Origin of the sequence: Gilliamella sp. Pra-s60 (genome assembly GCF_009795755.1) — a bacterium.
Lineage (GTDB): Bacteria > Pseudomonadota > Gammaproteobacteria > Enterobacterales > Orbaceae > Gilliamella.
In genome coordinates this window covers 1-323 of sequence record NZ_WTFA01000060.1, presented here as the reverse complement: position 1 = coordinate 323, position 323 = coordinate 1, and the positions used below count along the sequence as shown (strand labels likewise).

The following is a 323-nucleotide window of genomic DNA, read 5'->3' as shown; positions in this document are numbered from 1 at the left end:
CCACTTAAATCGTAATCATCTAATAATTCATAGCCGTAAACAGTCGATACCGCTTTAGGACAACGTTTATTAATAATATTTGCCGGAAACCCGCCACATACAATAATTTGGTCGAGTTTTTTTATGTGTTTGATTATCGGTTTTATGTTAAACCCTAATAATTGAGTCATCACATAAAATGATTGGTTGTAAGTCTTTAAAAAAAGACCTTCTCTCAAAAAATTTATCGGATTTTCACTTAATGCTAATCTTTGTTCTATTTCCATTGCATGACGCCTCTTTATTTATTTGGTTGCCCTTGTGCCACCGCCATCGACGCTTTC

General features: G+C 34.4%; 1 protein-coding gene. It reads right to left on the bottom strand.

Annotated features, from left to right (window positions below):
• Positions 1–266 (bottom strand): hypothetical protein (locus tag GQ596_RS11005; RefSeq protein WP_160401763.1); only part of this gene is annotated, 266 nt, incomplete at its 3' end.
• Positions 267–323: the final 57 nt, after the last annotated feature.